This is a genomic window from Tenacibaculum sp. 190524A02b, assembly GCF_964036645.1.
Lineage (GTDB): Bacteria > Bacteroidota > Bacteroidia > Flavobacteriales > Flavobacteriaceae > Polaribacter > Polaribacter vairaonense.
This window is the reverse complement of the sequence record NZ_OZ038525.1, coordinates 3,468,592-3,488,982: the sequence shown is the minus strand read 5'-3', so window position 1 is coordinate 3,488,982 and position 20,391 is coordinate 3,468,592. Positions and strand designations below refer to the sequence as shown.

Here is a 20,391-nt window from a genome sequence, read left to right as displayed (position 1 = left end):
AAAACATCTCAAAAAAAATTAACTAAAAACTAAACATTAAACACTCAAAACTATCTATTAAATGAGTTTTACACATTTAAACGAAAAAAATCAACCTAAAATGGTTAACGTTTCTGATAAAAAAGTGACGAAACGAGTGGCTATTGCTAAAGCAACTATGTTTTTAGGAGAAGAAGTAATTAATCATTTTACAAATGATGAATTAATTACTAAAAAAGGACCCGTTTTTCAAACAGCAATTATTGCAGGAATTCAGGCTGTAAAAAAGACATCAGATATTATTCCAATGTGTCATCCATTGTTAATTAATGGGGTTGATATTGATATTACTATTGTAGATGATATGCATATTGAAGTGTTTTGTAAAGTGACTATTGAAGGAAAAACAGGGGTAGAAATGGAGGCGTTAACAGGAGCTTCTGCTACTTGTTTGACTATATACGACATGTGTAAAGCTATTAGTCAAAAAATGGTAATTAAAGAAGTTAAATTAGTAGAGAAAACCGGAGGGAAATCAGATATTAAAAATGGATAAAAAACATACCAAACATACCAATTTATTAAGAAAACATAATGATAATTTTGCGCCTAATGAAGTAGCTGTTTTAGGAACAAAGTGTAGTACCATTGCCGATTTAGTTTACAAGGTTTCTGCAAAACTTTCAACCTATAATTTAGGCTATTTTGATGCTTCTCATGCAAAAGATGTTGCATCTAACATCCTAACGGAATATACATTTCATCATGAAGGAAATTTACAAATAACAACTTCTTCTAGTATTAATAAATATGAACAACGATTACAGTTTTACAATCATGATTTAGTGTTTGTTAATGGAAATCATTATGAAGGAGCAAAGCAAATTTTAATTTTAGATAAAGAGAAAGAAGCTTCCATAAAAAAGAGGCTACATCAGCTCACAAATATTCAGTTTATTATTAAGTTGAGTGAAGACACTGTGTATTTTGACTGTTTGTTAGAAAAGTTTCCAAACATAAAAAACTTAACTAGTTATCACATTAATGAGGTAGATAAAATAACTAATCATATTCAAGGTTTAGTAGAAGAACATATTGCTCCGGTAAATGGATTGGTTTTAATAGGAGGGAAGAGTACCAGAATGGGTACTAATAAATCTGAATTAAATTACTTTGGAAAACCTCAAAAAGAATATGCAAAAGAGTTATTAGAGAACTGTTCCTTAAAAACCTATTATTCGGTTCAACAAAATAATGAAATTGAAACTGAGATACCAGATACTTTTGTGAATTTAGGGCCATTTGGAGGTATTTGTTCTGCTTTTCAAAAAAATCCTAATACCGCTTGGTTAGTTATGGCAACGGATGTTCCTTTTGTGAATGAAGAACTTATTAAACTATTGTTGCAAAAAAGGAATCCAAGTAAAGTAGCTACAGCAATTAAAGGAAAAGGGAAGGAATTTCCGGAGCCTTTGATAACTATTTACGAACCTAAAGCTTATGGAAAATTATTACAATATTTAGCGCAAGGATATTCTTGTCCTAGAAAAATGCTGATTAATTCAGAGGTAGAACTTGTAGAAGTAGATGACAGTTTTATTAGAAATATTAATACACCTGAAGAGTATGAAATGGCTCAAGAAGAATTGAGGAATAATTAATGAGTATTAAAAACAAAATGCTATTATCCTATGCAATTGCTTTTTTAGGGGTGGTTTATATAATAGTACTTCCCAATTTATCTTTAACTAAAAAGGAAGTAATTGAGTGTGGAACAATAACTCCAAGATGTGGAAATGTTTTGAATGAATACCAAAGAGAAGGAAAGAAGCTTTTTCGAATTTTATGTGCTAGTTGCCATAAAATAGACAAAAAATTAATTGGCCCAGCGTTAGGAAATATTAAAATAGACAGTTTAGCATTGTATAAATATCTTTCAAAAACGGATACTATAAATTTTCACACTCCACGCTTTGAGCAGGTAGATATTGAAAATATTGGAATGTTATTGAGTTATATAAAAGATGAGTAAAAAAATAAAAAGTATCCCCCCTTCTAAAGGATACTTTTTATAACAAACTACTAACAAAAAAGCTATTTTTTTAACTATATGATAAAAGTACATGATACTTTAGAAGAATTTTTTATAAAACGGTGAATGGAGCTTATATATCGGTGAATGGAGGAAAAGTAAGGTTCAGTTAACTTAATAACCAAAAAAAACCACAGGGTATGTGGTTCTTTTGAAAAAAAATAATGGGGATTATATTAATTCAACAATGAAAAAATTACACTTTTAAATTTATTTTCTAGGAGAAATTTGATTAAAAATACCTACTTTTTTAAAGTAGGTATTTTCCCCTTGAATTATTATAAGTTGATTAATTTACCAACTTTAACACATAGTAAAAGTATGTAGAAATTAGATGCTGTGAAATAAGTACAATCCCTAAATGTTTAATAGTCAGAAACCCTTAAACAAGTACCTGAAAACCCTATAAGTATTTTTTTAATTCCCTAATTCTAATTGATTTTTAACTAAGCTATAATAGTCTCCTTTTTCTTCTACAAGCATTTTATGAGGTCCTTCTTCAATTACTTTTCCATTTTTAAGAACAATTATTTTATCGGCATTTTTTACAGTACTTAATCTGTGTGCTATAATAATTACAGTTCTGTTTTTAAAGAATTCTTGTAGATTATCGTGAATTATTCTTTCGTTTTCAGCATCAAGTGCAGAAGTAGCTTCGTCTAATATAATAATCTCAGGGTCTTTATACATTGCTCTAGCAATTAGAATACGTTGAATTTGTCCTTTACTTAAGCCTAAACCATTTTCACCAATTTTAGTCAATTCTTTTTGAGGAAGTTTGTTAATAAACTCATAACTATTTGATAGGTATACGGCTTTTTCAAAGCGTTGTTTATCAAATTCAGCTCCTAATGTAATATTACCTTGTACGGAGTCAGAAAAAATATATCCCTCTTGAAAAACAACACTAATCAAATCTCTCCATTTATTTGGTTCTATTGAATCTACATTTTTTCCTTTATATCTAATTTCACCTTCCAATAATTGGTAATATTTAAGAAGGAGTTTAATGATTGTTGTTTTACCACTTCCACTTGTACCTACTATAGCTGTAACTTTATTAAGAGGAAAATTAATATTTAAATTTTCAAATAAAGAAGGAGAGTTAGGTCCTAAATAAGAATATCTTGCATTTGTAAAACTAATAGCATTATTGTTTGGGAAATTATCTGTCTCTTCTTGTTGTTTATGCTCTAAAAAAAGTTGTTCTTCATCTTTTTTTCTATACACATCAGAAAGCCTATCAATGCTAATAGAAGCGTCCTGATATGAATACAAATATTGAATAAAACTTTCAATAGGAAGTGTTAATTGACCTATAATAAATGATATACTTAAAAGCGCTCCAAATGTTAATTCTCCACCAATTACCAAATAGGCAACATATCCTATAATTAAGGTGTTTTTAAGTTGTGACATATAATTGATACCTATGCTTTGTTTTAATTCTAAAAGCATTGTTTTCTTGTTTAGCTCAAACAGGTCAGTTTCTGTTTTTTGCCATTGAGATGTTTTGTAGGTTGTAGCATTGTTTATTTTAAGATCTGAAATACCATTTACTATTTCGTATAAGATATTTTTATTCTCCGTTTCAATTTCAAACCTTTTATAGTCTATGTATTTTCTTTGATTTTGAAAACGATATACCCAAAGTATGGATAAAGCTGAAACGAATAAGAAAAAACCAAAAACTAAAGAAGAATAGTTTAATAATAATATTGAGTAAATAATAAATACAATAATTGATACACAGAATTGAAGTGAATGATTTGAGAAAAATTCTTCTATTCTATTATGATCATCCACCCGTAACATAATATCTGTAGTTAATTTACTATCAAAAAAAGACAGTGGCATTGTTATTAATTTTTTTAAGAAATCAGAGATAAGGTTAATACTTAATCTTGTATTTACTTTTAAAAAAATCCACCCTTGAAAAAACTCTAAAACATTGGTGCTTGTATATAAAACTAGTTGCGCTATTAAAAGATATACAACAAATTGAATATTATTATTACTAATTCCTTGATCAACTAACTTTTCATTTATTAGAGGATAAAAAACACTAATACCAGCAATCCCTAATAAGAGCAATAATAGAAATGCAAATTTGGTTTTAAAAGGTTTTAAGTATTTCATAAAATACTTTACCTTTTCAAACTCTTGATTTGTTTTAATTTCTTCTGTAGAAAAATTATCATTTGGTTCTAAAAGTAATGCAATTCCTTTATTATTAGCATCTTGTTTCCAGAATTTTAAAACATCAGATTTATTTAGTTTTAATTTTCCAAATCCTGGGTCAGCAATTACTATTTCACCTTTTTTAGTAGTTCCTAAAAATACAACATAATGATTATCTTTCCAGTGTAATAAACATGGTTTTGGAGCTTGGTGAATTAATTGATGTAAGGTAATTTTTACAGGAACTGTTTCAAAACCTAATTTGTTTGAAGCATCTATTAAATCTGCAAAGTTTACACCATTTTTATTAATATGACAAAGTTCTCTAAGGCTATGGATATCTACTTTTTTACCATAAAACTTTGCGATCATTTTTAAACAAGTAGGACCACAATCTGCAGATTCTAATTGTTTGAAAAATGGGAATTTTTTATACGACAAGTTTATATTTTCCATCTGAAATCTTTTCTAAATCGTTAGTTATAATATAATTGTATCTCAATTCACTGTTTTGAATATCTGTGATTTGATCATGAGTTACATGCCAAAACTCTTGAAAGCTTTTGCTTGTGACCACTTTTTCTAGTGAATCATTTTTTACATTTCCAAAAACAGTAGTGTTTTTAATACAATTCTTTATTTGTCCTTTTGAGTCAATAGAAACTTTTTTATTGTAATAAGGATTGAATTTTTGACATTCATAATAGTATTCTATGCTATTAACTAAAAACTTTCTATTAATATTGGAATTGGTAATGTCTTTAAGTTGTTGCGTTATAAAAAACGTTTGTTGGTTTTCTCTCTCTAAGGACTTATTTGACTTACTGTTATAAAAGATTATGCAATCTATAATTGGAAATGATTTTGTTAATGCTATTATTTTTTTTGAAACCTCTTTTGAAACGTATGGAAGATAGATGCGTGTACTTCTTAAAACTGAACGACTACAAAACTTCAAAAGCTCTTCAAATTCTGTAATGTTTTCTTCTGTAAATGAAGTAAATCTAAATTCGATAAACTTTGTACAAAGGTTATCTAGTTGGTATAAAACTTTCTTTAGATTGTATGCTTTAAAATCATACTCAATAATTGCATTGTTAATTACTTCAGGACTTGTCCAATAATTCTCTATGTCTATAAAGTTTTCTTTGTCTTTACTATAGAACGCAAACCCTTCAGAAATTAAAAAATTTATATATGAGTTAAAAACTTCAGCGTCTTCTTCAAAATATTCTTTAACTGAGTTAAAAGGTTTTTCTTTTAACATTGTTATTATTTCTCCCATTTCATTTGGAATAAACTTAATTTTTTCCCTTTGAAAATCACAAATAATACTTTTTTCTGTTCCTTTTACTACCTTACAAAAATTAAATAGTAGCAAGTGTTCTGCTTTAGATTGTTTCATCATCGATTAAAAAATTTGAAATAGGTTTGTGAGAATTAAATATCATATACTTTTTACTAAAGTGCTTATCACTTCTACTATACATACTTCCTACATATAGTTCACCAATATTTTTAGTTTCTTCAACTTCCATTTTTCTATAGGTTAATGGAAGGTGCTTTAAATCTTCTTCTGTAAAAACAGATGTTTTTGTTAATTTAGTTGTCATAACTTATAAGCCAATTGGCGATTTTTTCTTCTAGGTTATAATTACATCGATACCCTGGTGCACTGTATTGACCAACAGGATTTACTTCTAACATTACATATTCGTTATCTTTAGTTTTCATAATATCTAGCGAACCTGTATTAAGGTTTATAGATTTCATAAAAGCATCTAATGACTGTTCATATTTTTCAGGTAGTTTATAAGGTACCCAGCTAATATTATTGGAGTTGTAGTTTAATTTCACATCAACCACATTATCTGGTTTGTCAGAAACTATTATAGCTGTAGCGTAAAACTCACCATCTAAATAGAATACTCTTATTTCAAATTCAGAATCAACACATTCTTGAAATAATGTTAAAACAAAATTTTCTGGTAAAGTTTCTATTTCAGGTTTTTCAAATTTTTGGGTGTATATACTATAGGTGTGCTGGTTGTCAATAAAATAAGAACTGTGCCTTATTGGTTTACTTATTAAGTTTGTTTTAACGTTGGCTTGAAAATCTAAAAGATCCTTTTTATTGTTGGTTATAATACTTTTAGGAGTTTTAAGGTTAAACTGTTCAGCAAAATAAGTTACTTCAGGTTTGTCTAATGAAATACCTTCATTATAAGGCATCCATTTTTTATCAGCTAAGATTCTTTTTAAATAAGAAACTGTTACTTCTACTTCGTTCTTAAGCTCAAATAATGCTTGTTCTGAATGTTCACTATTTGGAAGTTCAGATACTAAATCTTCTTCAAATCTTCTATACCATATTACCTTAATTTCATCAGTAATATCTTTTCCTTCTACAAAAATTCGTCCTTTATTTATATCAATATTAAAACGGATGTTTGTTTGTATTAAATCTTGTATGGTAACTTTTACAAAGTCAGCTTTGTGATACAATAACCAATCTATTACTGGATCTGTACCTTGTTCGTAGTAATCAAATGAAAGTACTAAAATCATAGTTTAAAATTTAAAATGTGTCGTTTTTAACAGTATCAGTAGCATCAGAGTTACATACTCTTTTAGACTTCCTTTTTTTACCTTTCTTTTTTTTATCTGATTGTACTTGACCTCCAATAATATATATGCTCTCTTCTGTAGAGATTTCTGTCAGTTGTTTTAATTTAATTTTCATTTTTTAAAGTTTAAATTACCTATAGTTAGTTCTTGTTTTTAAAAAGAAGAGATTGCTAAAAGTTAAGTTTATGGTTAAACAAAACTTATCTTTGCGTTTATTAGCCTTAGTATTAAAGCTATTATGAACTTGAGAAAAGTTTAAAGTGGTAGTTAATTGCTTTTAGACAATCCCTTCTAGTAATCTAACAAACATCTTTCTTGTATTAATAAAGTATAATAGCTACGTACACTATTTAAATATCCTAAAGACTTTTTTGTGTTTAGTGATAAAACAAACGTCTTAAGTATTGAAAGTTTAAATAAATCAACTAACCTTTTTTTTCTTTGCAGGTCTAGTTGGTTGGTTGTTGTCGTCTATTTTACAATTTTTTTTACAAGAATGATAAAATACTTGGCCTCCGTTAATAAAGGTCAATTCTTCGTTATTAACTTTTTCTATTTGGTTTAAGGATGTTAATTTCATGATTTTTAGTTTTTAAAAAGCCATTAAAGCGGCTGTATCTTGTTTTTTACTATTACCACCTACGTCCTTTTTTTTACAATCATGACTGGTAGAGTCTTGCCAAAGTTCAGAGTCTGTTCTCATTCCGCCTCCTACTATAAAAGATAATTGCTGTTTGTTTAGTGATTCGAATGAATCTAAAGATTTTAATTTCATAATTTAATTGTATTTATTGAGCTATGTGTTTGAATTGTCCGCTTGCACCTCCGTCTTGTTTTTGTGAGTCGTTTCTTAGAGTATCGTGTCCTCTAGTATGATTGTATTTCAAACCAGTTCCTCCATTAACAAATGCTAATTCTTCTTTGTTAATTTTTTCAATTGTGGTTAAAGATGATAGTTTCATGCTTTTATTGGTTAAAAGGAGGAATACATCCTTGCCCGTCAGATCTATCACTATCTTGTCTAGTATCATTTTTTTTAGAATGTACTAGTGAAGTACCTCCATTAACAAATACTAATTCTTCTTTATTTAAAGTGTCTATATGTTTTAATGATTTAAGTTTCATAATTTATTTGGTTTTTATTTTTATTAATTTTACCTTTGATTTTATTCTTATAATTAAGAGGACAGTTCTTTTGTCAGAGGATACTGCCCCCTAATTAATTTTAAATGATAAGTTTTTTGAATTTGCTTGTTCGATAAACTTAAATTTTATGAAATGGTATGTTGAGTCAGCTTCTTTATAGCTGCTCTTCTACCCAAAGTCACTTCAATAATTTAGTTATTAAATTTTTCGAACAATTTTATTTCAATCAAGCTATTTTTAAGTAAGCTATTAATTAAACTTATCTCCTTTTTTACAATCTTTTGTTTTACTATCATTACGTCTAGAATCACCATCTCTTCCTGGTACTCCACTTCCAGTAATAGTTTGAACAGTTTCGTTTTTTAAAGTTTCGAATTGTGTTAAATTTGATAATTTCATTTTATTTAAATTTTAATTGATTACTAATTATGCTTGTCCTACAGCTGCAGATGTAAAAGTGTCACCTTTTTTACAGTCATGAGATTTAGAGTCATTTCTTCTAGAATCTAAAGCGCTACCACCAGTAATAGTTTGAACAGCTTCGTTATTTAAAGTTTCGAATTGTGATAAATTTGATAATTTCATTTTTATTTAATTTTAATTGGTTACTAATTATGCTTGTAATATTACTACTGGAGGATCATTTTTTTTACAATCCTTTCCTGTAGAATCATTACGTCTAGAATCTCTTCCTGTTGCACCACCGGTGATAATCTCAACAGTTTCACTATTTAAAGTTTCAAGTGATGTTAGCTTTTTTAACGTCATTTTTAAAATAATTTTAAGCTTGAGCTATAGAAGCTGATTCAAAAGTGTCACCTTTTTTACAGTCATGAGATTTAGAATCATTTCTTCTAGAATCTAAAGCGCTACCACCAGTAATAGTTTGAACAGTTTCGTTATTTAAAGTTTCGAATTGTGATAAATTTGATAATTTCATTTTTATTTAATTTTAATTGATTACTAATTAAGCTTGTCCTGCAGCTACTGATTGAAATTCGTCATTTTTCTTACAGTCATGAGAAGTAGAATCGTTTCTTCTTGAATCTCTTCCAGCTGCTCCACCATTGATAGTTTCAACAGTTTCGTTATTTAAAGTTTCGAATTGTGATAAATTTGATAATTTCATTTTTATTTAATTTTAATTGGTTATTAATTACGCTTGTCCTGGAGCTCCAGATTTAAACTCATCGTTTTTCTTACAGTCATGAGAAGTAGAATCATTACGTCTAGAGTCACCATCTCTTCCTGGTACTCCACCTCCAGTGATAGTTTGAACAGTTTCGTTACTTAATTTTTCTATTGCTTTTAAATTTGATAATTTCATTTTGTTTAAATTTTAATTGGTTACTTATTAAGCTTGTACGTCAGCTATTGCATTAAACTTGTCGTTTTTCTTACAATCTTTAGTTTCACTATCATTACGTCTAGAATCTCTTCCAGCTACACCACCACCAGTGATAGTTTCAATTGTTTCATTGTTTAAAGTTTCGAATGCTTTTAAATTTGATAATTTCATTTTATTTAATTTTAATTGGTTATTAATTAAGCTTGTCCTGCAACTCCAGATTTTGACTTAAAAACGTCCCCTTTTTTACAGTCTTTTGTTTCGCTATCATTACGTCTAGAATCTCTATCCGCTGCACCGCCAGTGATAGTTTCTACAGTTTCATTGTTTAAAGTTTCGAATTGTGATAAATTTGATAATTTCATTTTATTTAAATTTTAATTGGTTAATTAAACCTAAAGTTTAAAGTCATTGGTTATTTACGGACTTGCTTGCAAGCGTTATTTTATTGTTTGTGTTAGTTGATTAAGATTGGTGTTTTAATGATGCGTATGCGTATGAGCGTGAGAATGGACTTTCTGTAATTTGTCTGCATTCTTTTTTATTACGCAGCAATCTCTTACATCTGCACATCTATGACTGTCTCCTTTTTTTGAAGGACGTTGTGTTTTTCCTCCATTGATAAGGTTAATAGTTTTTTCGTTTAAGATTTCGAATGATGTTAATTTTGATAATTTCATTGTATTTAATTTTTAATTAGCTCTACTTCTTTCTTCTTCATTACTAAAGCTTTTTCTTTTACTTCTAAGCTTACTATTACCAAACTTGTAAGTAAGTGAAACCCTTAATTGTCTATTATCATAGTAGTTGTTGTATTCTTGTTTTATACCGTTTACTATACTTTTAATAACACTTCTATTAGTTTTAAAAATATCCGTTAACACAAAGTTTACTTGTAGTTTTTTATCTAAAAAAAGCCATTTTAACCCCATATCAGCAGCATAACTTTGCCCAATTCTATCAACCCCGCTAACACTTGGACTTGAATACCAAAAATTAAATTCTCCTAGAAAAGTTTTACTATTGTTAAAATAGAATGAGTTGTCTATGGCTCCATAAAAGTTAAAACCATCTTGCTCTTGAATAGTATTTGGAAGGTTTGATTTTATTTTTGAATAATTTACATCATATTGTAAATAAGACTCTAACCATTTTACTTTTTTTAGTGTATAAGATTGGTATATTCCAAGTACATTTTGTGTTAAAAAATTTCTTCTAACAGTAGCTTGTATATTGGTGTTGCTATCTGTTAAAGTTATTTGGTCACTTCCATCTTCAGTAAATGAAACATAAAAAGAAGTATTTAAGTTGTTTTTAAAAGTATGTGATAGCTCAAAATTATCTATAAAAGAAGGCTGTAAAAATGGGTTTCCTTCAGAGTAAGAAAATGGATTAGAATACCACCTGAATGGATTTAACTCATGATAATTAGGTCTGTTAATTCTTTTACCATAATTTAATGATAAAGAGTGACTATCATTTGGATTATAAGTAACATAAGCTGTTGGAAATAACTTATTATAATTGTTTTCATTTAATTGATTAAGCGTAATTGAATTTCCTTCAGTTTGCGTAAACTCCATACGTAAACCTAATTTAAAATCCCATTTTTTTAATGACTTGCTAACACTGGCGTAAATAGCTTGTGTATTTTCTTGGTATTCAAAAACATTTGATTGGTTAGGATTAATTGTAAATGTGTTGTTTTGAAAATTAAAAGCACTTACATCACTATTATTTTTAATGAATGATACCTTTCCTCCAAATTCAAGATTAGCAAATTTACTTGGCCATTCAAGGTCAATGCCTGAAGTAAATGATTTAATATGCTGATTAGAAGTATTTCTAAATACATTTGTTGAATTTTGTACTAAATTTCCTTGTTGAAAAGTTTCAGTGGTGTTATTTCTAGTTTGCTTATTATCATAAATAAAGTAATCAACATCCACATTTATAGATTTGCCTAATGTGTCCAATTCAGCTTTAAAATGACCATTAAAAGAATGGTAATAGTTTTTCTTATCTACCCCAGCTTTTGTTAACAATAAAGAATCTATTGTTCTTAAGTTATTAATTAAGTTAGTATTTGTTATTTCATTATTGTCAGGTTTGCTTGTTCCTCCAAGATATTGAAATCCAAATGAGGTGTTCTCATTAATATCATAATCAATACCAGCTCTAGCAGCAATAGATTTAGTAAAGTACCTAACCTTTGAATCTGTATCCCAAGTTTGATTTGGATAAAATATTTTATTAGTTTCATTTACTTCTACAGATCCATTACTTGCATTTATATTAGTAAATAATGATAGCTTGTTTTTTTGGTAGGTTATTCCTCCTCCTAAAATAGCACTAGCATATGTAGCTTGTCTATACGTGGACCTAACATTACCTCCAAAGTAATTCTTTTTTGCTTTTTTAAGAACTATATTAATAAGTCCGCTATTACCAGCTGCTTCATATTTTGAAGGCGGATTAGTAATAACCTCAATTTTAGTAATATCATTTGAGTTAAGTGATTGTAAGTAATTGGTAAGGTCTTCTCCTGTTAAAGGTGAAATTCTGTCATTAATTAAAATTCTAACCGAACTTTTTCCAATTAATGAGATTGCATTATCTCCTACACGAACACCGGGTGTTTTTTTCAAAACATCCATAGCATCTCCTCCGGAAGAAACAATACTATTTTCAATATTAAAAACTAATCGATCTACTTTTCTTTTTATAGTTGGCTTTTTTGCTGTGATTATAACCTCATCTAATTCGTTTTTAATTTCTTTTAAGATAATAACTCCAAAATCAGTATTACTAATAGCTGTTACTTCTTTGTGCCAACTTTCATAGTTAATAAAACTAATTTCTATTTGAAAAGGCTTCTTTTTTGTTACTGTAATTTCAAACTTACCTTCTTCATCAGTAATAGTCCCTGTAATCATTTGATTATTTTGTTTTACTATTACATTGGCAAAAGCAATAGGAGTGTTGTTATTGTCTTTAATAATACCTTTAAAAGTTTGCCCAAAAACAAGATTGCTTACTAAAAATAAAAATGTACTAATTATTATATTTTTCATATCTATTAAATATCTTAATAACCACTGAGGCTTTTTTGAAATTAATTTTTTAGAGTTCTAATTTTGTGTTTACAAAAAATCTAGTTTCATCTTCTGGATACTTAAAATGTTGTTATAACTTTTTTACTTTTGGTATTAGTTCTAACTACATTGTCCAGTTCATTTCCGTCAACAAAACAATAAATAAACTCAATGTATTCAAAGTGTTTGGTCTTGGGTTTTATAAAAAACACACTTGATATTTATAAATGTCAAGTGTGTTTTTTGTTTGTTAAGTTGTTGTTTTTTAGTGTTTTGCATTGTTTTTTATGTTTTTGTTCTTAATTTTAACAGCAATAATTCTCAAACACGATAAAAAACATTATTTGCCAGTTCTTATTGAATGAATTAATTTCGTACAACTACCAAACTATATATTATGATTAAAAAGAAAAACCCTTATAGCTTTTTAAACACGTTTTATTTTAGGGTGCCTCTTTTTTCTATTGATTTCTATAAAAATTTGTTTGAAAAAAAGAAAATATCTCTTGAAGTGTTAAAAACCATTTGGGAAAAAGAGCAAATAAATGAAGCAATACTTATAGCTTCTCCTGTTTTATATAAGGAGCTTAATAAGTTTTTTAAAGAAGAAATACAACAACCTAAAAAAAGAGAACAACTTAAACAATCTTTTTTGAAGTACTTAGTAAGGCTTTCAACAAGATGTACTCCTTTTGGTATGTTTGCAAGTGTAGGCTACGGAGAAATAAGTAAAGAAACTCATATGGAGTTGGTTGATAGTAGTGCGTATGAAAAGATAAATAGATTAGATACCGATGTTTTGTCTTCTATATTAGAGTTTATTTCTAAAGATCCTAATGTTAAAGAGAAACTACTTTTTTACACAAATACAACACTATATAAAGTAGCTAATCAATATCGATATATAGAGTATCAAATATTAAATAATAAAAGATTGTATACCGTAGAAGGTGTAGAGGAAAGTGTTTTTTTAGAAAAAATTTTAAAAAAAGCTAAAAATGGTGCTACTATAAGATGTTTAGTTCAGGTTATTATTGAAATTGATACTAGAATTTCTATAGAAGATGCAAATACGTTTATAAATACCTTAATAGATAATCAATTTATAGTTAGTGAGCTGTGTGTTAATTTAACAGGTAAAGATACCTTGGCCCATACCATACAATCTTTAAAAAAAATTGAAGCACCTTCTGAAGTTTTGAAGTATGTGGGCGCATTACAACATAAACTAGACTTATTGAATAAAAAAGAGGTGTGTTTTGGTAAAAGTAATCAAGAAATACAAGAAATGTTAAAACGCCTTGATATCTCTTATAACCCTAAATATCTTATTCAAACAGATATGTTTAGTGATGCAAGCACCAATAAATTAAAAACCAAACACCTTTACACACTTAAAAAGTTAATTCCTTTTCTTAATAAATTAAGTTCTTATAAGGATAACACTAGTTTAATTCAATTTAAAAAAGCTTTTTTAGAAAGATATGGGAGTAAAGAAATGCCTTTAGCTCATGTTTTAGATATTGAATCAGGAATTGGTTATATACAACACAATGCTATTTCTGATACCACGCCTTTTTTACAAAAGATTACCCCAAAGAATAAACCAAAAGATAAAAATTTATCATGGACGGAAGTAAATGAAATACTACTTTTTAAACTATTAAATTTAAAAGGAGCATTTGTATTAGAATTAACAGATAAAGATTTTGAAAAAATAGCGTTAGATTGGGAACATACTCCAGATACCCTTTCTGCTTTTACTGAGGTTTTTAGCAATGGAGAAAAAGAGCAAGTTTTTCTAAAAGGATTTAGTAACAATGCAGGAAAATTATTAGGTCGTTTTGGGTATGGAAATAAGAAGTTAGGAAATCATTTTAAAGAAATTACAGAAATTGAAAAACAACTTCAACCTAATAAAGTCCTAGCAGAAATTGTACATCTTCCAGAAGCTAGAACAGGGAATATTTTAAAAAGACCACATGTTAGAGATTATGAAATCCCCTATTTAGGAATGTCTACATTACCAGTTGATAACCAGTTGTTAATAGATGATTTATGGATACGTATAAAAAATAATAGAATTATTTTAAGGTCTAAAAAGTTAAATAAAGAAGTGGTTCCTAAGCTGACTAACGCACATAACTATGCACCTAAAGCATTGCCTATCTACCATTTTCTATGTGACCTTCAATCTCAAAATGAAAAAAATTATATTGGATTTTCTTGGCCTTCAGTAGTAGAAAATTATAGTTTTTTACCAAGAGTAATATATAAAGATGTAATTATATCAAAGGCAACTTGGTTTATTTCAAAAATAGATATAGAGAAAATGTTGAATAATTCTGATAAAGAAGAGAAGCTGTTAGAAGAAACATTAAAATTCAGAAATAAGTTAAAAATACCTAGATATGTTCAATATAGTAAAAAAGACAACTCATTGTTAATAGATTTTCAGAATATTGAATCTATTAAACTACTTCTTAATAGTATAAAAAATAAGCAAAAGTTTAGGCTAAATGAATTTCTTTTTACAAATGAATCAGTAGTTAAGCATAAAGGAAAACAATTTGTTAACGAGTTTGTGTTTACCTTTTTTAAAGAGAAAAACCTTAAAGCGGTTTAGATGAAAAGAATTTTTATACCTGGAGAAGAATGGTTGTATTATAAAATCTATTGTGGAAATAGAACAGCCGATTTAATTTTAACTGAAGCTATAAAACCATTAACTGAAAAGTTGTTGAAAAATAATAGCATAGATAAATGGTTTTTTATAAGATATTCAGACCCTAAGCCACATTTAAGAATCCGATTTCATTATACAAAAAGTAAAGAGCTAGGCAATATTATATTTAATGTAAAAGATACATTAAAACCTTTTGCTGAGAATAATTTGATATGGAAAATTCAAATTGGTTCTTATGAAAGAGAAGTGGAGAGATATGGAGAACATACAATTATCAATGCAGAGGATTTGTTTTTTATAGATAGTGTGTATTGTTTAAATATATTAAGTAACATAGATGATGATGAGGTATTGTTTCTTTTAATGTTGAAGCTAATAGATGATTTACTTACTAGCTTCTCATTCTCCGTAGAAACAAAACAAAGTTTTACTAAAAGACAACTAAACGCTTATAAAAGAGAGTTCAATTCTGATAAAGATTTAGTAAAACAACTAGGTGTTAATTATAATAATAGTAAAGAAAAAATAGTTTCTTTATTACTGGAGCAGGATAACTCTATGAAAGGAGTATACCAACTGTTGAAAAATAAGAAAAATGAAATAGAAGGTATAGCTAACACTATTGTTGAGTTAAATAAAAAAAATAAAAATCTTGATATTGAAAGCCTTTTATCTAGTTATATACATATGATGGTAAATAGATTTTTTAGAGATAAACAACGATTATATGAATTAGTTTGTTATGATTGCATTCATAAATTCTATAATTACTTAATAGCTACAAAAAGATGATTTTATTAAAAAAAAGATATTTGTTATATCTAATATCCTTTATTTTGACTTCATTATATAGTCAAACAAACAACGATTTCTATAAATTACCCATTGAAAAAGTAGAGCAAAGATTTATTAAGTTAGAGAAAATAGAGAAGAATATTATTTCTAATAAACTATTATTAAAAGCTAAAGAAAATAATGACTCAATTAAAATAGCTAAAGGTTTTTATTTTAAGGCTCTAGCAAACTCCCATGATCAGGGTTCATTAGTTTATTTGGATAGTTTAATAACACAAACTAAACATTGGGAAAATTCAAATTTTCCTGCAAAAGCATATTTGCAAAAAGGAATTCAATTGTACTATTTATATAGGAATAAAGAAGCATTAAATAGTTTATTGTTAGCCAGTGAAAAATTTGAACGAGATAAAAATCAATTCGGAAAAGTACAAACATTACATTATATAGCACTGTTAAAAGGTGTTGCAAAACAATATGAAGAATCGCTTGAAATACTTGAAAAAAACATACTTTTTTTTGAAGAGGGAAATAATAAAACAAAATATGAAAATCAGTATTTGAAATCATTATTTGCCTTAGTACCTTTTTATAATAGACTTGATAAGTTGGATTTAGCTGAAAAAATAAATAAAGAAGGAATAAAAAAGAGTAAAGAATTAAAAAATGACATTTATCCTCACTTTTTAATGTCATACGGAACCACTTTTTTAAGAAAAGGAAATCCGGAATTAGCAATAGATAGTATTAAGAAAGGTGTCAGTTTGGTAAAATATAAAAAAAAGGCATACTGTGCAGGATTATTAAGAGTAGATGAGTGTTTAAAATTACTTGGAGAGAAAGATAATAAGTATTTATTAAAAATTGATTCTACTTATAATGTTGAACCACAAGTTGTATTTTATGCTAAAGAAGCAAATCAAAAACTATATAATTATTATAAAGAGAAAAACGATTTAGAAAAACAATTAATTACAGTTGAAAAACTTTTAAAAATAGATAGTTTATTGGCTGAAAAAAATCAATTGAGAGAAGTGCTTTTAAAAAAATATCAAATTCCTAATTTATTAAATGAAAAAGAAAATTTAATATCTAAATTAGAAAAAGAAAAAGGATTTGAAAGTCAAAAGTCTATCTTATTAATAATAGTCTGTCTAATCTTAGTAGTATTAATTATAAGTTTTGTTCAAAAAAATCAACGAAACAAGAAAAGATACAATGAGTTAATTCTTTCTTTAGAAAAAGAAAAAGTTCCAGTAAAAGACACGAAAAAAGAAATAGATGCTTCAGTAAGTATTGGTGTTTCTGAAGAAATAGTAACAAGTATCTTAGAAAAGTTAACCTCATTTGAAGAGAAAGAAAAATTTGTACAAAAGAGTTATACACTAAGTTCGTTGGCAAAAGAATTAAAAACCAACAGTTCTTATCTTTCAAAAGTAATTAACTCTTCAAAAGGAACCAATTTCTCAAATTATATTAATAACCTAAAAATTGATTATAGTGTTAATAGATTAAAAAATGATAAAAAGTTTAGATCCTATACAATTACAGCCATAGCAAAAGAGTCTGGATTTAATACAGCACAGTCATTTACCAAGGCATTTCAAAAGAAAACAGGGTTGTATCCTTCATACTTTATTAAACAGTTGAATAATGTATAGGGTGTTGTTTATTAGTGTTTTGAGTGTTGTTTTTTTACGTGAAATTTATAAATCACACCTATATATAGTAGGTTTTAAAGGGAGAAATGATATATGTTTGCAGTGTAACTAACAAACAATATATCATGAAAAAATTACCATTACAAAAAAACAAAACAGAGTTATTTTTTAACAAATTTCAAATTTCAAAAATAGAAAACCCGCATACTATTTTTGGAGGAAGAGGAGGAGTAGGAGGGTTACATGGTTTTAACGAAGATGATGATGACGATGATACAGAAGACCCAACCCAAAGTGGTTTTGTTAAATAAAGGATTAGAAATAATTAAAGGCTTCTATATAATTTAGACTATATAGAAGCCTTTAATTATTCTCATATTTAAAAATGGATAAACAAATTTCTAAATTAAGAAATAATTGATTTAATAGATGAATACTAAATAATGAAACAGATTTTTATAGTTTTTCTTATGATTTTTTGCTTAGAGTGTAACACTGATACTGCAAAAAAATACCCTTTCATTGATAAGCAAGAAGAAGTTAGCAATCATTTTGGGGTTAAAATTGTAGACGCTTATAGAGGACTTGAAAATATAGATAATGAAAATGTAATTAATTGGTATAGAACACAAAGAAAACAAACAAATAAAATATTTTCTAAAATTGAAGGAAGAGAAAAACTATTTAAAAACCTTAATAGTGTAGATTTTAAAAAAAACTTTCAAATAAGAAAATTAGTAATATCTGAAAAGTCGAATTATTTTTATTTAAAAAGAGAAGATCAAGAAAAAAAACACAAACTGTTTTATAGAAAAGGAATACATGGAGAAGAAGTTGTTTTACTAAACCCAAAAGATGTTTTTATAAATGAAGACTATATTATTAACTACATAAACCCATCTTGGGATGATTCAAAAATAGTAGTTAGCTTTTCTAAAAATGATGAAGAATTTTCTATTTTAAAAGTTTTAGACCTGAAAACAAAAAATATTCTAGAAGGTGAAGTAATTAATACCAAACCTAATTCTTATGGAGGCATTGAATGGCTACCAGACAACTCTGGGTTTATTTGCACTCAAATCCCTGAAATAAATCCAACTAAAAAAGGATATAGAGAAAATTTAGAAGCAGTTTTGTGGAATGTTAAAAAAGAAAAAATTACTCCAAATAAAGTAGTTTTTTCAATTAAAACTAACCCAAATGTTAGTTTTAAACCAGAGTCTATACCTATTACTTATATTAAAGATTCAAAAAGCAATTTTGTGTTAGGGGCTAATGCATATACTTCAGGTTATAGAGATACTTATGTAACCACTATAAAGAGTATAAATTCAAAATCACCAGTAAAATGGGAGTCATTATATAAAAAAGAAGATAAAATTAAACAGTTTTTTATTGTAGGAGATACCCTGTATTATAGAACAGCAAAAAATGCTTCTAATTTTAAAATATGTAAGACATCACTAAAAAAACCAAATTTTAAAAACCCTAAAGTCCTAGTGAATGAAGATGTTAAATCAACTATCAGTGATTTTACGGTAGTAAAAAACAGCCTATTTTATGTTAAAACTACAAATGGAGTAGATGCCAAATTGTTTCAAAAAACAAACAATAAAGTTAATGAAATAGAATTACCTGTTTCTTCTGGGTATATTAACGTAAAATCAAAAGGAATTGCTTTTGATGATGTTTGGATAGAAATTGAAGGTTGGGCTATGAAAAAAACTAGATACAAGTATAATTATGAAAATAAATCTTTTGTAGAGGAAGGTTTTATACCTGTTCAACAATTTAAAGAATTAGAAGAGGTTGAAATAAAAGAAATAGAAATTGCTTCTCATGATAATGTAAAAGTTCCCTTATCTATAATTTATAAAAAAGGTACTTCACTTAATAGTTCTGCCAGACTGTTAATAAATGGCTATGGTAGTTTTAAATGGAGTAACAAACCAAAACTATATCCACATTTATTAGAGTGGGTAAAAAGAGGAGGAGTGTATGCTGTAGCTCATGTAAGGGGAGGAGGAGAAAAAGGAAATGACTGGCATTTAGAGGGATCAAAATTAAAAAAACACAATTCATGGAAAGATTTAATAGCATGTGTTGAATATTTAATTGACAATAAGTTTGTTGACAAGGAAAAAATAACTGCTTGGGGAGCAAGTGCAGGAGGTGTACTATTGGGTAAAGCCATTACTGAACGTCCTGACTTATTTTCTGCAGTAGCTATTAGAGCAGGTGTTTTTAATACCCTTAGGTTAGAGCACTCTATGAATGGTAAAAAGAACGCGAAAGAGTTTGGTTCTATTGAAGATTCTTTAGGTTTTATCTCTTTAAAAAATATGGATAGCTATGATGCTATTAAGAAAGGAGAAAAGTACCCAGCAGTATATTTAAAGGTAGGGATGCGCGATAGCAGAGTTTCTCCTTGGCATTCTTTTAAGCTTGCAGCTAAGCTTCAAGAATGTTCCAATTCAAATAAGCCAATATTATTAGATATTGATCCTAAAAGTGGACATGGTTTTGAGTCCTCAAAAGAAAGAAGGAATATTGAATTAGCCAATATGATTTCATTTCTATTATGGCAAACCAATCATCCAGAGTTTCAATTAATGGAATAGTAATTATACATAAGAAAAAATAAAAACCCGAAACCAATATATATAGATTTCGGGTTTTTGTACCAAAGGTGGGACTCGAACCCACACGTCCTTGCGAACATCGGATTTTGAATCCGACGTGTCTACCAATTCCACCACTTTGGCATTTTGGAAGGCAAA

At 27.7% G+C, this 20,391-nt stretch carries 27 protein-coding genes and 1 tRNA gene; 8 read left to right on the top strand and 20 right to left on the bottom strand.

Annotated features, from left to right (window positions below; all coding sequences use genetic code 11):
* Positions 1-61: 61 nt before the first annotated feature.
* Genes moaC through ABNT65_RS14295 form a run of 3 tightly spaced genes read left to right on the top strand, consistent with a single transcriptional unit; the run spans position 62 to position 2,011 of the window.
* Entirely contained in the window at positions 62-535 is a 474-nt protein-coding gene (gene moaC / locus ABNT65_RS14305; RefSeq protein ID WP_348746134.1) for a cyclic pyranopterin monophosphate synthase MoaC, read from the top strand.
* Complete coding sequence (locus tag ABNT65_RS14300; protein ID WP_348746133.1) at positions 528-1,640, top strand: NTP transferase domain-containing protein; 1,113 nt, start codon at positions 528-530, stop codon at positions 1,638-1,640. Before moaC ends, ABNT65_RS14300 begins: the two co-directional genes overlap by 8 nt.
* A complete protein-coding gene (locus tag ABNT65_RS14295) occupies positions 1,640-2,011 on the top strand; it encodes a cytochrome c (protein ID WP_348746132.1) in 372 nt (123 codons plus the stop codon). Before ABNT65_RS14300 ends, ABNT65_RS14295 begins: the two co-directional genes overlap by 1 nt.
* 477 nt (positions 2,012-2,488) lie before the next feature.
* Here the strand turns inward: ABNT65_RS14295 and ABNT65_RS14290 are convergent, their stop codons facing one another.
* From ABNT65_RS14290 to ABNT65_RS14200, 19 genes are all read right to left on the bottom strand, one after another.
* Positions 2,489-4,708 carry a peptidase domain-containing ABC transporter gene (locus tag ABNT65_RS14290; RefSeq protein ID WP_348746131.1) on the bottom strand — a complete coding sequence of 740 codons (2,220 nt, stop codon included), beginning with the start codon at positions 4,706-4,708 and terminating at the stop codon, positions 2,489-2,491.
* Positions 4,683-5,660 carry a grasp-with-spasm system SPASM domain peptide maturase gene (gene gwsS / locus ABNT65_RS14285; RefSeq protein WP_348746130.1) on the bottom strand — a complete coding sequence of 326 codons (978 nt, stop codon included), beginning with the start codon at positions 5,658-5,660 and terminating at the stop codon, positions 4,683-4,685. The genes ABNT65_RS14290 and gwsS overlap by 26 nt, the downstream gene beginning before the upstream one ends.
* Positions 5,644-5,865, bottom strand: coding sequence for a hypothetical protein (locus tag ABNT65_RS14280; protein WP_348703246.1), 222 nt, complete (start codon positions 5,863-5,865; stop codon positions 5,644-5,646). Before ABNT65_RS14280 ends, gwsS begins: the two co-directional genes overlap by 17 nt.
* Positions 5,855-6,820 (bottom strand): hypothetical protein, encoded by a 966-nt coding sequence (locus ABNT65_RS14275; RefSeq protein WP_348746129.1) that lies wholly within the window; start codon positions 6,818-6,820, stop codon positions 5,855-5,857. The genes ABNT65_RS14280 and ABNT65_RS14275 overlap by 11 nt, the downstream gene beginning before the upstream one ends.
* A gap of 10 nt (positions 6,821-6,830) precedes the next feature.
* A complete protein-coding gene (locus ABNT65_RS14270; protein ID WP_348703248.1) occupies positions 6,831-6,995 on the bottom strand; it encodes a hypothetical protein in 165 nt (54 codons plus the stop codon).
* 306 nt (positions 6,996-7,301) lie between these two features.
* Complete coding sequence (locus ABNT65_RS14265; RefSeq protein WP_348703249.1) at positions 7,302-7,460, bottom strand: hypothetical protein; 159 nt, start codon at positions 7,458-7,460, stop codon at positions 7,302-7,304.
* 12 nt (positions 7,461-7,472) lie between these two features.
* Complete coding sequence (locus ABNT65_RS14260; RefSeq protein ID WP_348703250.1) at positions 7,473-7,655, bottom strand: hypothetical protein; 183 nt, start codon at positions 7,653-7,655, stop codon at positions 7,473-7,475.
* 13 nt (positions 7,656-7,668) lie between these two features.
* A complete protein-coding gene (locus tag ABNT65_RS14255; RefSeq protein WP_348703251.1) occupies positions 7,669-7,842 on the bottom strand; it encodes a hypothetical protein in 174 nt (57 codons plus the stop codon).
* Positions 7,843-7,846: 4 nt separating this feature from the next.
* Positions 7,847-8,005, bottom strand: coding sequence for a hypothetical protein (locus tag ABNT65_RS14250; RefSeq protein ID WP_348703252.1), 159 nt, complete (start codon positions 8,003-8,005; stop codon positions 7,847-7,849).
* 270 nt (positions 8,006-8,275) lie between these two features.
* Entirely contained in the window at positions 8,276-8,425 is a 150-nt protein-coding gene (locus tag ABNT65_RS14245) for a ComC/BlpC family leader-containing pheromone/bacteriocin (RefSeq protein ID WP_348703253.1), read from the bottom strand.
* 27 nt (positions 8,426-8,452) lie between these two features.
* Positions 8,453-8,611, bottom strand: a complete 159-nt coding sequence (locus ABNT65_RS14240) for a ComC/BlpC family leader-containing pheromone/bacteriocin (RefSeq protein WP_348703254.1) — start codon at positions 8,609-8,611, stop codon at positions 8,453-8,455.
* A gap of 27 nt (positions 8,612-8,638) precedes the next feature.
* A complete protein-coding gene (locus tag ABNT65_RS14235) occupies positions 8,639-8,794 on the bottom strand; it encodes a hypothetical protein (RefSeq protein WP_348746128.1) in 156 nt (51 codons plus the stop codon).
* 13 nt (positions 8,795-8,807) lie between these two features.
* The gene (locus ABNT65_RS14230) at positions 8,808-8,966 is read right to left on the bottom strand and encodes a ComC/BlpC family leader-containing pheromone/bacteriocin (protein WP_348703257.1); all 159 of its coding nucleotides are present in this window, start codon (positions 8,964-8,966) and stop codon (positions 8,808-8,810) included.
* Positions 8,967-8,993: 27 nt separating this feature from the next.
* The gene (locus ABNT65_RS14225) at positions 8,994-9,155 is read right to left on the bottom strand and encodes a ComC/BlpC family leader-containing pheromone/bacteriocin (RefSeq protein WP_348746127.1); all 162 of its coding nucleotides are present in this window, start codon (positions 9,153-9,155) and stop codon (positions 8,994-8,996) included.
* A gap of 27 nt (positions 9,156-9,182) precedes the next feature.
* Entirely contained in the window at positions 9,183-9,353 is a 171-nt protein-coding gene (locus ABNT65_RS14220; protein WP_348703260.1) for a hypothetical protein, read from the bottom strand.
* A 27-nt stretch (positions 9,354-9,380) separates the two neighbouring features.
* Entirely contained in the window at positions 9,381-9,545 is a 165-nt protein-coding gene (locus ABNT65_RS14215; RefSeq protein WP_348703261.1) for a ComC/BlpC family leader-containing pheromone/bacteriocin, read from the bottom strand.
* Positions 9,546-9,571: 26 nt separating this feature from the next.
* Positions 9,572-9,739: a ComC/BlpC family leader-containing pheromone/bacteriocin gene (locus ABNT65_RS14210; protein WP_348746126.1), complete on the bottom strand. Its 168-nt coding sequence runs from the start codon at positions 9,737-9,739 to the stop codon at positions 9,572-9,574.
* Positions 9,740-9,853: 114 nt separating this feature from the next.
* Complete coding sequence (locus ABNT65_RS14205; RefSeq protein WP_348746125.1) at positions 9,854-10,054, bottom strand: hypothetical protein; 201 nt, start codon at positions 10,052-10,054, stop codon at positions 9,854-9,856.
* A gap of 12 nt (positions 10,055-10,066) precedes the next feature.
* Entirely contained in the window at positions 10,067-12,448 is a 2,382-nt protein-coding gene (locus ABNT65_RS14200) for a TonB-dependent receptor domain-containing protein (RefSeq protein WP_348746124.1), read from the bottom strand.
* A gap of 418 nt (positions 12,449-12,866) precedes the next feature.
* Here ABNT65_RS14200 and ABNT65_RS14195 point away from each other — a divergent pair, with 418 nt between their 5' ends.
* From ABNT65_RS14195 to ABNT65_RS14175, 5 genes are all read left to right on the top strand, one after another.
* Complete coding sequence (locus ABNT65_RS14195) at positions 12,867-15,095, top strand: lantibiotic dehydratase family protein (protein ID WP_348703266.1); 2,229 nt, start codon at positions 12,867-12,869, stop codon at positions 15,093-15,095.
* Positions 15,096-15,947 carry a thiopeptide-type bacteriocin biosynthesis protein gene (locus ABNT65_RS14190; RefSeq protein ID WP_348703267.1) on the top strand — a complete coding sequence of 284 codons (852 nt, stop codon included), beginning with the start codon at positions 15,096-15,098 and terminating at the stop codon, positions 15,945-15,947.
* A gap of 44 nt (positions 15,948-15,991) precedes the next feature.
* A complete protein-coding gene (locus ABNT65_RS14185) occupies positions 15,992-17,611 on the top strand; it encodes a helix-turn-helix transcriptional regulator (RefSeq protein WP_348703269.1) in 1,620 nt (539 codons plus the stop codon).
* Between the two features lie 125 nt (positions 17,612-17,736).
* Entirely contained in the window at positions 17,737-17,922 is a 186-nt protein-coding gene (locus ABNT65_RS14180) for a hypothetical protein (RefSeq protein ID WP_348703270.1), read from the top strand.
* Positions 17,923-18,081: 159 nt separating this feature from the next.
* Positions 18,082-20,232 carry a prolyl oligopeptidase family serine peptidase gene (locus ABNT65_RS14175; protein ID WP_348703271.1) on the top strand — a complete coding sequence of 717 codons (2,151 nt, stop codon included), beginning with the start codon at positions 18,082-18,084 and terminating at the stop codon, positions 20,230-20,232.
* 60 nt (positions 20,233-20,292) lie between these two features.
* Here the strand turns inward: ABNT65_RS14175 and ABNT65_RS14170 are convergent.
* Positions 20,293-20,376, bottom strand: a tRNA-Leu gene (locus ABNT65_RS14170).
* Between the last annotated feature and the right edge of the window lie 15 nt (positions 20,377-20,391).

Bases quoted from the DNA above. Each gene is read 5' to 3' on its own strand.
- moaC (WP_348746134.1), top strand. From the start codon at position 62: ATGAGTTTTACACATTTAAACGAAAAAAATCAACCTAAAATGGTTAAC.
- ABNT65_RS14300 (WP_348746133.1), top strand. From the start codon at position 528: ATGGATAAAAAACATACCAAACATACCAATTTATTAAGAAAACATAAT.
- ABNT65_RS14295 (WP_348746132.1), top strand. From the start codon at position 1,640: ATGAGTATTAAAAACAAAATGCTATTATCCTATGCAATTGCTTTTTTA.
- ABNT65_RS14290 (WP_348746131.1), bottom strand. From the start codon at position 4,708: ATGGAAAATATAAACTTGTCGTATAAAAAATTCCCATTTTTCAAACAA.
- gwsS (WP_348746130.1), bottom strand. From the start codon at position 5,660: ATGATGAAACAATCTAAAGCAGAACACTTGCTACTATTTAATTTTTGT.
- ABNT65_RS14280 (WP_348703246.1), bottom strand. From the start codon at position 5,865: ATGACAACTAAATTAACAAAAACATCTGTTTTTACAGAAGAAGATTTA.
- ABNT65_RS14275 (WP_348746129.1), bottom strand. From the start codon at position 6,820: ATGATTTTAGTACTTTCATTTGATTACTACGAACAAGGTACAGATCCA.
- ABNT65_RS14270 (WP_348703248.1), bottom strand. From the start codon at position 6,995: ATGAAAATTAAATTAAAACAACTGACAGAAATCTCTACAGAAGAGAGC.
- ABNT65_RS14265 (WP_348703249.1), bottom strand. From the start codon at position 7,460: ATGAAATTAACATCCTTAAACCAAATAGAAAAAGTTAATAACGAAGAA.
- ABNT65_RS14260 (WP_348703250.1), bottom strand. From the start codon at position 7,655: ATGAAATTAAAATCTTTAGATTCATTCGAATCACTAAACAAACAGCAA.
- ABNT65_RS14255 (WP_348703251.1), bottom strand. From the start codon at position 7,842: ATGAAACTATCATCTTTAACCACAATTGAAAAAATTAACAAAGAAGAA.
- ABNT65_RS14250 (WP_348703252.1), bottom strand. From the start codon at position 8,005: ATGAAACTTAAATCATTAAAACATATAGACACTTTAAATAAAGAAGAA.
- ABNT65_RS14245 (WP_348703253.1), bottom strand. From the start codon at position 8,425: ATGAAATTATCAAATTTAACACAATTCGAAACTTTAAAAAACGAAACT.
- ABNT65_RS14240 (WP_348703254.1), bottom strand. From the start codon at position 8,611: ATGAAATTATCAAATTTATCACAATTCGAAACTTTAAATAACGAAGCT.
- ABNT65_RS14235 (WP_348746128.1), bottom strand. From the start codon at position 8,794: ATGACGTTAAAAAAGCTAACATCACTTGAAACTTTAAATAGTGAAACT.
- ABNT65_RS14230 (WP_348703257.1), bottom strand. From the start codon at position 8,966: ATGAAATTATCAAATTTATCACAATTCGAAACTTTAAATAACGAAACT.
- ABNT65_RS14225 (WP_348746127.1), bottom strand. From the start codon at position 9,155: ATGAAATTATCAAATTTATCACAATTCGAAACTTTAAATAACGAAACT.
- ABNT65_RS14220 (WP_348703260.1), bottom strand. From the start codon at position 9,353: ATGAAATTATCAAATTTAAAAGCAATAGAAAAATTAAGTAACGAAACT.
- ABNT65_RS14215 (WP_348703261.1), bottom strand. From the start codon at position 9,545: ATGAAATTATCAAATTTAAAAGCATTCGAAACTTTAAACAATGAAACA.
- ABNT65_RS14210 (WP_348746126.1), bottom strand. From the start codon at position 9,739: ATGAAATTATCAAATTTATCACAATTCGAAACTTTAAACAATGAAACT.
- ABNT65_RS14205 (WP_348746125.1), bottom strand. From the start codon at position 10,054: ATGAAATTATCAAAATTAACATCATTCGAAATCTTAAACGAAAAAACT.
- ABNT65_RS14200 (WP_348746124.1), bottom strand. From the start codon at position 12,448: ATGAAAAATATAATAATTAGTACATTTTTATTTTTAGTAAGCAATCTT.
- ABNT65_RS14195 (WP_348703266.1), top strand. From the start codon at position 12,867: ATGATTAAAAAGAAAAACCCTTATAGCTTTTTAAACACGTTTTATTTT.
- ABNT65_RS14190 (WP_348703267.1), top strand. From the start codon at position 15,096: ATGAAAAGAATTTTTATACCTGGAGAAGAATGGTTGTATTATAAAATC.
- ABNT65_RS14180 (WP_348703270.1), top strand. From the start codon at position 17,737: ATGAAAAAATTACCATTACAAAAAAACAAAACAGAGTTATTTTTTAAC.
- ABNT65_RS14175 (WP_348703271.1), top strand. From the start codon at position 18,082: ATGATTTTTTGCTTAGAGTGTAACACTGATACTGCAAAAAAATACCCT.